Origin of the sequence: uncultured Nostoc sp. (assembly GCF_964247315.1) — a bacterium.
GTDB lineage: Bacteria > Cyanobacteriota > Cyanobacteriia > Cyanobacteriales > Nostocaceae > Nostoc.
The window spans coordinates 12,272-22,219 of sequence record NZ_CAXTTT010000123.1; the positions used below are offsets into that span (position 1 = coordinate 12,272).

The following is a 9,948-nucleotide window of genomic DNA, read 5'->3' on the forward strand; positions in this document are numbered from 1 at the left end:
CGCTACAGACTTGAGAGTAGTCGCTACAGACTTGAGAGTAGTCGCTACAGACTTGAGAGTAGTCGCTACAGACTTGGGAGAAGTGGCTTCAGTATTCTTAATGCAAAGCCGATTTGCTACTATCAAAGCAATGAATTTGAAGGCGCTCATGACACTAGCGATTATTGCTGAACCTGCTCCTCTGAGATCGAATAAAGATGGTGTAGTTCTCGTGGGAAACACTCGTGTAACATTGGATACTATAGCTGCTGTTTTTAAGCAAGGCGCGACAGCAGAGGAAATTGTTTATCGCTATCCATCGCTGAATCTGGCAGATGTTTACGCCACAATCGCCTTCTACCTCAATCACCAGGCAGAAGTAGAAGCCTACTTGCAACAGCGACAGCAACAATCACAAGAGATTCGGGCAATGAATCAAGCAAGATTTGATCCACAAGGCTTACGCGATCGGCTGCTTGCCCGCAAAACAGCGCCAGAAGCATGTTAAAACTGCTTACTGATGAAAACTTTGATAATACGGTTGTTAGAGGAATATTCCGCCGTAACTCAGAAATCGACATCGTTCGTGTGCAAGATGTTGGATTGTTAGGCAAAGACGATCCAACCATCCTGGAATGGGCAGCCCAAGAAGAGCGCATCCTGCTTACCCATGATGTTTCTACAATCACCCGCTATGCATACGATCGAGTTAGGCAAGGGCAGACAATGCCGGGAGTCATCGAAGTCAGCCCAGATGCAGCAGTCGGGCGAGTCATTGAAGATATTCTTGTGCTTGTAGAGTGTAGTCAAAACGGAGAGCTAGAAGGTCAAGTTCAGTATCTCCCGTGGTGAATCTGATTAATAGGCATAAAACCCCTTCCCCAGATGTTTTTTTCAAAATTTTCATCCTCAAGCAAAGCTTGTTCGCAAAAGTAATGCATTTCACCGCTTGCGGCTAGGATGTGGCGCTCGATATCAACTGCAAGTTTAATATAAACGATTCACAATTAGCTGCTAGGAACAGATAAGCTTGGCTTAACGCGTTTCACGAAGGTTAGCGGCATTACTCCCAACCATTTCTCTCGAATTATACCTTCCTCTAACAATACAGCAGTGGGAAAAGCATTAGTTAAGCGTGCCACTACAGTAGGATTCATTGCCACTACTAGAAAGTTGATATTATTAGATTGGACAAATTCTTCAACTTGTTCTGATGTTTGGGGAACTCCCGCTACTACATCAGGTAAATCAGTTCTTTGGTGAACGACTTTTAGCACTTTGAGCCAGTTTTTACACGTTGGACAACCAGGCATTAAAAATACAACCAGTTTTTCTCCCGTTGTTAAGCTTTCGGCATATTCCTTTAGCCATTGTGGTTGCCAAGAACGATTAACTTTAAGCGGATCTAAGTGTAAAATAGGTTTTTTCTTCTTCCATAAATACACATACGAAACAGCAGTTAATAGACAACTCGTTGCTAAAGAAATTAATAATGCTGTCACTTGTTGAGAAACAGTTAAAATATCGGCAACCGGATAAAACCAAGCCAACCCCATCAAAGTAATGTAGAGGGCATTGAGGAGTAAACTTTGTTTGGGACTGATATCAACTAGACCGTTATAGCAACCACAATCATCTGTGCGTTTGGTCGAAGTACTCCAGTAAGTTAAACCTGATAGGAGCAAGAGTAAAACAATTGTACCGATAAATAGCCACTGGGGAAACAGACGCAAAATCAGGGCTATTCCCAGGACGCACTCTAGAATTGTAAAAGCGATCGCTACACCTGTATTCACTTTTTGCGGAAATAACCGCAATTAACTGATGTGGATAAAAAACTTTGTGGGTGTAAGTGCTTTGACAACACCAGTTACCAGAAATACACTGCCAACCACCAAAGAACTTATAATAGAAATTGAATACATAATGCTTGCGATCGCCATTTAATTCTAATAGTCAATAGAGTGCAAATTGTTAAGCATTTACACAAACATTCCCAAAAGCTTGATGTTTCTTTACATCCATAGGGAAAGTGTAGAGGCTCTATTGGCTTGTTAAGGTAAAACTTCAAACTTGCCTTCGGCTGCTTTAACTAAAGTTTCTAATCCTTTTAGCAACGTTTTACCTATTTCTGTTGATGGATTCAATTTTTCTGATTGTGTTTCCAAATCCACTAATCCTGCTCCCCCTACTACAGCCACTAGTTCATCATCAGAGAGTTCTTCAAACAAGCTAGTTTCCAAGTCAGCAATTTTGTTGTTTATCATAAACCGTTGATTTTGAATTTCTTGTGCTTGAGAGTGACTTGAAATCTAACAGGTTATTTGACAGCTTGTCAACAGTTTTTACTCAATATCCTACTTTTCCTACTTTTCCTACTTTTCTTACTTCACCCAAGATGGAGGTTGGGTTTAGGAACGAAACCCAACAACCAAAAATATTGGTAATGTTGGGTTTTACTCCGTTCAACCCAACCTATACTTATTTTTATTTCCTCAGAGTGATAGAAGAGGCTACGCTCGAAAGGTTATCAAGGTATTCAAAAACTACATTGCAATAGTCGAATTCCCAAGAAAAAGCCCTCATGGTGGTAAGTTAATTTCTGAAGATAAAAAGAGTAATCAAGAATTAGCTAAAATCAGAGTTTTAGGTGAGTATGTACATCGGAAACTTAGTTTAAGGTTTAATCTTATTGTTGCTCTCTACAATTACGAGCTTCATCTCCCTCAAACTGAATTTGCCTGACCGACTTTTGCAAAAGGTCTATTGCTTTGCTGTCCTACTTTGCATTGGCTTGGCAACATTTTATCAGAGGTTGTTTAGTTAAATTCTCTAAATCTACCGATTTAAGCAAATTCATCCACTCCACCGCTAGAGTTGGATCTTCAGGTTTGCTAAGACGTAATTCAGCCAAAGTAGTCAAAGCATCGTACCAAATACCATTTTCGGCATAAAGGTTTACCCGTTGCTGAGGAGTTGCTTGCTTCAAGCTATCTACTAATTTAGGATTTAGATTGGCTCGTTGCACCCATCCTTCTACATACTCCTGTTCTACGGGTTGTTGTGGATTGCAAATGATTTTTATCTTCAAAAACCAGTGATACATCTTGTCTACTTGCAATGGGGGAGTATTTGCGCTTAAAGGAATGCTAATAATTCCTGGTACTTCTGGTATTGTTACTACTGTTCGGTAAAGAGTTTGACTTGGTTTACTTGACTCATCTTTGAGAACAAACTCGATGGAATCAATTGTAGATTTTTTATAGGGGACAAAAAACCAAAAAGTTGGATATTCCTCATTCGTCAAACCCCAAACTTTAGTAACGGAAACAGCTTCTGTTTGTCCTTGTTTGAGTCTCTCTTCGTATATAGGTACAAGTGCAATAACAGACTGATTACTAACACCACAACCACGACTTGCAGCTCCGCCGCGATCGCCTGCTGCCCCCCTATCTGGAGGAGGCGGAGGAGGCGAAAATTTCTTAGGAGTGGCCGCCGCAACTGGTGTCATCCAAATCATGGGAGAATAGCCGATAATTCCCCATAAAGTCATTCCCACTGCCGCGATGAATTGCATTTTTTGCCAATAGCTTTTCATAAAACCTCCTGACTTCTGCCTGATAAACGGCGATTTTCATGCTTCAAATTGGCGTTATTATTAATTTTTAAATTTCATGTTTAAGTAAGTTGTAGCTATTAAACTATTAACTACTAAAGCCAACATAGCAGGAATCAGGGGAACCCAACAACCATATACAATTAAAAATATAAAACAGCTAACGTATAAACTAATAATAGCTATTCCTCCTGCCAAGCTTAAGTAAATGAATCGGCGCAGATAAGCAGTAAACAAACCGCCTAAAAAAGACCAACCCCAAACCCAAATTACCTCACCCCAAAGCGGCCAAGTCCACAACAGAGGTTTTCCGTCCAAAGCAGCACTGAGCAGTTGACTGACCATCTGGGCTTGTAAAAATACTCCTGGTATTGCCTGTAATTTCCCTTGAGGAGTGATGTAGGGAGTTAACCAATAATCACCAAAAGTTTCTGCTGTTGTGCCAATAATGACTATTTTGCCTTTGATTGCATTGGCATTTAGCTTACCCGTTAGCACTTGTTGTAAGGTCATACTTGGTGCGTTGGCGAAGCCTACCGAAGGTATCGCTTCTGATGAAGGAGAACGATAATTTAATAAAATTTGGTGTCCAAAAGCATCAACTCCTTGATAACCTCCGGTATGAGCTTCTATTGGTTTAAATGTCACCTTCCCTAATTGCCATGCGCCATCAGGGGTAAATTGCAACCGAATTCCCTTCGTATACAGGTAACGCAGTGCAAGTTGAACATTCAAGGCATAGGGTGCAGTACAAGGAGATAAGGGCGAAGGAGTTAACGCTAACAGATGGCGACGCACGACATTATCTGAATCTATGGCAATATCGCTAAAACCGAGATTCTGTGAAGAAAGTTCTGGGGGTGGTTTCACACCTGGTTTTCCAGCTTGGAAATTGCTGAGTTGACATACCCCCACAAAGCGATCGCTTTTTCGCATCCTTTTTGCCAATGCTGGATAATCCTTAGCTACTGGATAATCTCGGTATATATCTAAACCAATAACTTGTGGTTGATATGCCTCTAATTTTTCTAACAGTTGGGCAAGTGATTTGTCTGACAACGAACCTTGAGGTCTTTCCGGTTTTTGCGCCTGCACATCTTCTTCAGTCACAGTCACAATCAGTAGGCGTGAGTCTGGTTTTTCAGGAGGACGCAAGCGTACCAGTTGGTCAAACGCACTTAACTCTAATGGTTGCAGCACACCCAAATACCGTATCCCAATTAATATTCCAGTTACTACCATGCTCGCCAGTAAGATTAATGAAAAGCCAAGCCGATTTGTGGTTCCTCTAACAGGCGTGATTTTAGACAAAGATGTAGGCAGATTGTCTGTATTTCTAAACAATTCTCCCCAATTCAACGGCATTTCAGCCGGATTTTGAAAAATGACAGGCAACCATGTAGCGCAGGGAAATTGGTTTTCTAGTCCCTGTAACCTTTCTCGTGCTTCCCTTACAGCTAAATACAACGAACCTCCCCGCGCGAAGGCTTCTAAAAAATACTTTAAAAACTGCTGCGCCACGCGATCGGGTACAGGCTCTCGCATCACGATAATTTGAGGAATATGTAAATCTGCAAACTCCCATGCCAATCCCAAGCCATCACAGGAATTGAAAATCGCTAGTTGTAGCCCTCGTTCTACTGCCTTTTTCAAGGCATACTTTAACTGGCTAATTGTGAGACTTTCTGTTTGATTGATGTAGATTTTTCCTGTTTGATTCGTTTCTTGAGTGGAACTATGTCCGGCGAAAAATAGAATCTGCCAATTCTGCTCCCATAGCTGGTCAGTAAGGTCAAGGCATTGTGGTTCAACTAAAAAAGTGATATCTGTATTGGGTAACAAATTAAGTAGCGCCTGGTCTGCTTTGGTATCAATACCTTGACTGTTACCCAAAATCGCTAAGATTTTTACTCTATCAGATGTAGTTGCTATGCGGTTAAGGTTGACTTGTTCGTAGGCAGGAGCGCTCAGGGCTATTTCTGCTTGGGGATAGCGTTCTATCAAATCCCAAAGATGCCAGGGGAGTTTCTGCAATCGCAGGTCTTTGGTTTGTAAAAGCATCCGAATATTATCCGCAAGCATGAGTTTTTCTAACAATGTCTCGCGGATGGAACGAAAGGAATCGGAAGCAAGCCAAGTATTAAAACTTACTTTAAATTCCTCACTCACTTGCTGGCAGTATTCTAAGCTGGGGACTTGGTTAAGTTCTTTAGGTAAGCCAATCGGACGAGATGGCAGCCTTAAATTACGATAAATAGATTGCCAACGGTGATAATCGCGGAGAATTTCTGGGTTGGGGGGAAGTTCGCCTGTGATTTCCACAGTCGGGCGGACATTTTCATTGCCAATCTGTAGAGTCACGGTAAACCCTTGTTCAAAGTTTCCCTCCCCTAAGTTTAAGATGATTAACTTGTCCACAGCTAGTTCTCCCTAGATGTTGAGTACACCTGTAGGGGCAGGGCACTGACCATTGGTGTCAACTTAAGCTTAAACGCATGTCCCACATACGTCTTACCCCACCCTAACCCTCCCCTTGGAAAGGGGAGGGAACTCGATTTCCGGCTTCCCCCGTTTGCAAGGTTAGTTAGTGGGCGACAATTCATCAGCCCCTTTAAAAGGGAACTCGATTTCCGGCTTCTCCCCTTTGCAAGGTTAGTTAGTGGGCGACAATTCACCAGCCCCTTTAAGAGGGAACTCGATTTCCGGCTTCCCCCCTTTACAAGGGGGGATTGAGGGGGGTAATTTGACTTGTGTGTACACCGTAGCCCCAAGGCATCGGGGAGGGGCAGTTTTGGCTTTAGACAAAACCGAGGTGGGGTGACGCTGTGAGTAACCATAAGTGAATGAATTCAATATCACGTCTGGACAAGGGTTTTACGTTAAGTTGACACCAATGGGTACTACCCTGCTGTATATATCTTGACTGCTAAATGAATTGCTTACTGTGTGTAGTTAAATTCAGTTTAAGAGTAAATAATAGTGGCTAGACGTGAAGATTTTTGAAGGTAACACTTAAAACCGCAAAATTTCTCGGTCATAATCTTCAGGTGCGGGTTCTATTTCCCAAACCAATCCTTCTCCTAGCTCCAAAATTACTTCCAAATACAACATATCTACAGGAGTTGTTGCTGTATCTTGATTATTTTCAAAAGCTTGTAAGTCTTCCGTTAGTAGTCGGAGCTTAAACCCAGCTGGAATTTGACCATTAAGAGTTGTACTTCGCAATTCAAAACGCCAAACATAGTCTTCAGAAGCGCTTTTTGGGAAAATACGTAACTCGTATGTTTGCTCTGCAACTATTATTTGCCGAGACAAGCCGAGAACTGGTTCTGCACTCCGCATTCCCACAGCTACCACAACGAATTCTCTTTTTTCCCATCCCCACTGTTGAGCTAAATTAGCTACTCCTGTCTGTAACCATTGCGGAATTGACGACTGTATGAGTAAACCCTGACGCAGTTCATATAACTTTTTTCGCCAACCGCTATGTGCCAAGAGCGCACTCCAGAGTGAAAATGGAACTGCTAAACGTGGGAATTTCACATTGCGATCGCCCAATCTTTCTAAAAGGTTTTCTGCCTGGATTTTGGTAATAGAATCTAAAGGTGCAATCTCGGCACGTAAGGCTTCTGACCGATTGAGTTGGCGTGTAACCCACAGCACATTAATATCTGGAATTAAATCTTCACTTTCTAAACTGTAAGTGCGATCGCCAGCATCATAAACCCCTTTTGTTTTCAGACTTTGATGGGTTGTATAGCCAAAAATCTTTATCCAGCCATCATCGGGGTTGACTTGTACTGCTATGTAATAGTCAGCAACCCATTCTGGAATATCTACCCATTCCTGCGGTACGCGTAACTCATCGTCATCTATCGCCAGGGTGGGAATTAAGACAAGGCGATCGCGATCAAAAGTAATAGCTGTGCCATTGACTACTTCCCAAAAACTCGGCAATGCCGCACTGTTAGGGTAAACCCTGGCGGTGGGAGCAATTTCCTCCTTGAACCAAGGTAAAAAAGTTTGCAAGCATTTTTGATTTATCCACCCACGTTGACAAGCACCAGCTGTTGAGTATGGTTGTTCTTGCTCCTCTGGAGATTGGGTAATTTCCAAGTATAAATGCTGTGAGTCAATGGTGAATGGGGGAGGTAGGTTCAACATAAATAATTTGAGAATGGCTCCATATAAAGACCATATTAGGGAGAGGGGAGAGACAAAATTATTTCTTGTCTGCTCATTGAATCTGGGTATGGCTATATTGGACTTTGAGCCATTCCTCTAAACTTGTGTTTATGGCATCTACTACGTCGGATTTAAGGGAAATATGCAAGGTGTTTTGACTCCATTGCATGAGAGTCAGGAGCAATGATTTTTTAATGCTGCTAAGGCGACGGGAAACAGTATATTGCTTAATTTTTAACTGTGCAGCAATTTCTTGTTGAGTCAGTTGTTGAACGTAATAAGCTTGTAGTACTTTTTGAGACTCAGCATCGAGTGCAGCGATCGCTTGGGACAAAACTTGGTTTAACTGAGCTTGCTGCGATCGCATATTCGCAGCTTCTTCCTGCTCAATAATTTCCGTTAGTAAAGATGTTTGCAAATTTACAGGCAGTATATCTAATAAATTACCATCTTCTTCTTGTTTGAGGGGAGCGTCTGCGGAAACAAACTTAGGATAGAGGAAAGTACGGGCAGCTTTAGCAGCAGATAATACCCAGGTTTCTATGGTTTGCTGATTGACTGCGGCAGTGGATGAACTCAATCGGCTTAAACGTTCTGCATTATAAAGATTACTAATAGCTTCCCAAGTCCAAGCATCTGGTTTGGCCAGCTGACGAATTTTTGTATTGTCACCTGTGTAGAGTTCCTTAAAGCATTCCCAGGCTAAAACATAACTCTCGATGTTTTGAGCGTTAAATCCGGCATTTTGTAATGATTGCACTAGTCGTTTGCGGCTGAGTTTGTGCAATAATGCCCAGTCTGAGCAAATGTCTGCTTCCCGGTGTAAGCGCAGTGCATCTTTGATAATCGATTCAAAAGTTAATTGTGCGTAAGCTTTTAAATGTGAACTGTATTGAGGGTTGAAAGTTTTGAGTATTTTGTTAAGATGAGCGATCGCCATCTGAAAACAATCTGCTACAGACGACTGCGTGGGAAAGTTGAGGGTGATTTTTCTGGCAGTCCAATAGCACACCTCTTGTAAATAAGCAGAAATATGTGCCTGTGCCACAGCACTAGATTCAGTCTGCCAAACTCTATACCAGTAAAGTGCCCAAAAGGTATCTGATTTCTCAGTTGACGACTCCAGGCAAACTTTCATACTGCGTCGCAGTTTGGCATCTGTTGCCCAACCACTAAATTGGTCTACATCAAATTGCACAAAGGTAGAAAAGATTTCAACAATGGCCTGTCGGGGTTGCATGAAATACTTGCCGATAGCTGATTTCAATTATAATACAGCCATACAGCCAAAAGTTAATTCCTTGCTGCGTAAGTATTTTACAGATTTTTCAAAATTTTTCCGATCCAAGTGCATAAAGACTAAAAGTCATCGTAGAGAGTGATATGCAGAGAAGTTCATTTAAAAAGATGCTTTCTTTGGGGAATAGCGGAATCATTGAATAAGTTCGTCAAATACAGAACAAAATTTCGATAGTTACAGCCGCAAATTTATCCCACAAATATGCAACTTCTTAAAAGTTACCTAATTATCTCTGCATCATCTAATTAACATTGAAGTATTCTTAGGAGATTTGCATCGTGCTACAAACAACTTCTAAAGCAGGAAAAGATTCTTTTTCTATCAGTTTTGATAACCAGGATGACAATTTATTATCTGAATTAAGCTACGATGAAGCCTCTGAAATTATGGGAGGTTTTACAGTTACCAACAATTCAGGTAGTACGAGAGGTTTTTATAATTTTGGACAGAACGTAGTGCCACAACAGCAAGTTTTACAACCTGGACAAAGCGGTAATTATAATGGAGAATATATTTTATATAATTCTTCAATAACCCAATTTAAACCAGCATTATCACAGCAACTGGGTGCAACAGACACAGTAAGTTTTACTCTGCAAGGAGATACTGTAGTTGCTGCTAAACCTCTAAGCACCATTGGCCTTTTCTCGCTCCAAGTGCCACTCTCTGATTTGTAATTATCAAGTCGATTTAATGATTTGAATTTCCCAGGTTATATTGTCCTGTCTCGGTTCAGATCAAAGAGCCAACTACTCAAAAATCTGAATGAAAAAAAATAAACGCTAAATACAATCGGGTCACAAGACTCGATTGTATTTTACCGCCAATCATATCATGTCCGCTTGATTACTTACTAAACCCCAAGAAC

General features: G+C 41.4%; 11 protein-coding genes and 1 pseudogene. 5 read left to right on the forward strand and 7 right to left on the reverse strand.

Annotated features, from left to right (window positions below; all coding sequences use genetic code 11):
• Both ACFE93_RS27975 and ACFE93_RS27980 read left to right on the forward strand, forming a co-directional pair.
• The coding region (locus ACFE93_RS27975; protein WP_375478286.1) for a DUF433 domain-containing protein at window positions 1-487 on the forward strand (487 nt) is incomplete at its 5' end.
• On the forward strand, window positions 481-831 hold the full coding sequence (locus ACFE93_RS27980) for a DUF5615 family PIN-like protein (protein ID WP_375478288.1): 351 nt from the start codon (window positions 481-483) through the stop codon (window positions 829-831). The genes ACFE93_RS27975 and ACFE93_RS27980, both read left to right, overlap by 7 nt.
• Here ACFE93_RS27980 and ACFE93_RS27985 read toward each other — a convergent pair.
• The gene (locus ACFE93_RS27985; RefSeq protein WP_375478290.1) at window positions 813-920 is read right to left on the reverse strand and encodes a hypothetical protein; all 108 of its coding nucleotides are present in this window, start codon (window positions 918-920) and stop codon (window positions 813-815) included. The genes ACFE93_RS27980 and ACFE93_RS27985 overlap by 19 nt on opposite strands.
• A 66-nt stretch (window positions 921-986) precedes the next feature.
• A complete protein-coding gene (locus ACFE93_RS27990) occupies window positions 987-1,796 on the reverse strand; it encodes a peroxiredoxin family protein (protein WP_375478292.1) in 810 nt (269 codons plus the stop codon).
• 7 nt (window positions 1,797-1,803) lie between these two features.
• Here ACFE93_RS27990 and ACFE93_RS27995 point away from each other — a divergent pair, with 7 nt between their 5' ends.
• Window positions 1,804-1,926, forward strand: a complete 123-nt coding sequence (locus ACFE93_RS27995) for a hypothetical protein (RefSeq protein WP_375478294.1) — start codon at window positions 1,804-1,806, stop codon at window positions 1,924-1,926.
• Between the two features lie 107 nt (window positions 1,927-2,033).
• Here the strand turns inward: ACFE93_RS27995 and ACFE93_RS28000 are convergent, their stop codons facing one another.
• On the reverse strand, window positions 2,034-2,246 hold the full coding sequence (locus tag ACFE93_RS28000) for a hypothetical protein (protein ID WP_375478296.1): 213 nt from the start codon (window positions 2,244-2,246) through the stop codon (window positions 2,034-2,036).
• 258 nt (window positions 2,247-2,504) lie between these two features.
• On the opposite strand from ACFE93_RS28000, the pseudogene ACFE93_RS28005 reads away from it, so the two are divergent.
• Window positions 2,505-2,634: pseudogene (locus ACFE93_RS28005) on the forward strand (IS5/IS1182 family transposase); the annotation flags it as partial.
• A gap of 124 nt (window positions 2,635-2,758) precedes the next feature.
• Here ACFE93_RS28005 and ACFE93_RS28010 read toward each other — a convergent pair.
• The 4 genes from ACFE93_RS28010 to ACFE93_RS28025 form a co-directional block, all read right to left on the reverse strand.
• Window positions 2,759-3,577 (reverse strand): DUF928 domain-containing protein, encoded by an 819-nt coding sequence (locus ACFE93_RS28010; RefSeq protein ID WP_375478299.1) that lies wholly within the window; start codon window positions 3,575-3,577, stop codon window positions 2,759-2,761.
• A gap of 60 nt (window positions 3,578-3,637) precedes the next feature.
• Window positions 3,638-6,013, reverse strand: a complete 2,376-nt coding sequence (locus tag ACFE93_RS28015) for a CHASE2 domain-containing protein (RefSeq protein ID WP_375478301.1) — start codon at window positions 6,011-6,013, stop codon at window positions 3,638-3,640.
• 594 nt (window positions 6,014-6,607) lie between these two features.
• Window positions 6,608-7,759 carry a DUF1822 family protein gene (locus ACFE93_RS28020; RefSeq protein ID WP_375478303.1) on the reverse strand — a complete coding sequence of 384 codons (1,152 nt, stop codon included), beginning with the start codon at window positions 7,757-7,759 and terminating at the stop codon, window positions 6,608-6,610.
• Between the two features lie 73 nt (window positions 7,760-7,832).
• Window positions 7,833-9,020, reverse strand: a complete 1,188-nt coding sequence (locus ACFE93_RS28025) for a sigma-70 family RNA polymerase sigma factor (RefSeq protein ID WP_375478305.1) — start codon at window positions 9,018-9,020, stop codon at window positions 7,833-7,835.
• A gap of 338 nt (window positions 9,021-9,358) precedes the next feature.
• On the opposite strand from ACFE93_RS28025, the gene ACFE93_RS28030 reads away from it, so the two are divergent.
• Window positions 9,359-9,757: a hypothetical protein gene (locus ACFE93_RS28030; RefSeq protein WP_375478307.1), complete on the forward strand. Its 399-nt coding sequence runs from the start codon at window positions 9,359-9,361 to the stop codon at window positions 9,755-9,757.
• Window positions 9,758-9,948 lie beyond the last annotated feature (191 nt).

Coding starts and splice junctions, on each gene's coding strand:
- ACFE93_RS27980 (WP_375478288.1), top strand. CDS start 481: ATGTTAAAACTGCTTACTGATGAAAACTTTGATAATACGGTTGTTAGA.
- ACFE93_RS27985 (WP_375478290.1), bottom strand. CDS start 920: ATGCATTACTTTTGCGAACAAGCTTTGCTTGAGGATGAAAATTTTGAA.
- ACFE93_RS27995 (WP_375478294.1), top strand. CDS start 1,804: ATGTGGATAAAAAACTTTGTGGGTGTAAGTGCTTTGACAACACCAGTT.
- ACFE93_RS28000 (WP_375478296.1), bottom strand. CDS start 2,246: ATGATAAACAACAAAATTGCTGACTTGGAAACTAGCTTGTTTGAAGAA.
- ACFE93_RS28010 (WP_375478299.1), bottom strand. CDS start 3,577: ATGAAAAGCTATTGGCAAAAAATGCAATTCATCGCGGCAGTGGGAATG.
- ACFE93_RS28020 (WP_375478303.1), bottom strand. CDS start 7,759: ATGTTGAACCTACCTCCCCCATTCACCATTGACTCACAGCATTTATAC.
- ACFE93_RS28025 (WP_375478305.1), bottom strand. CDS start 9,020: ATGCAACCCCGACAGGCCATTGTTGAAATCTTTTCTACCTTTGTGCAA.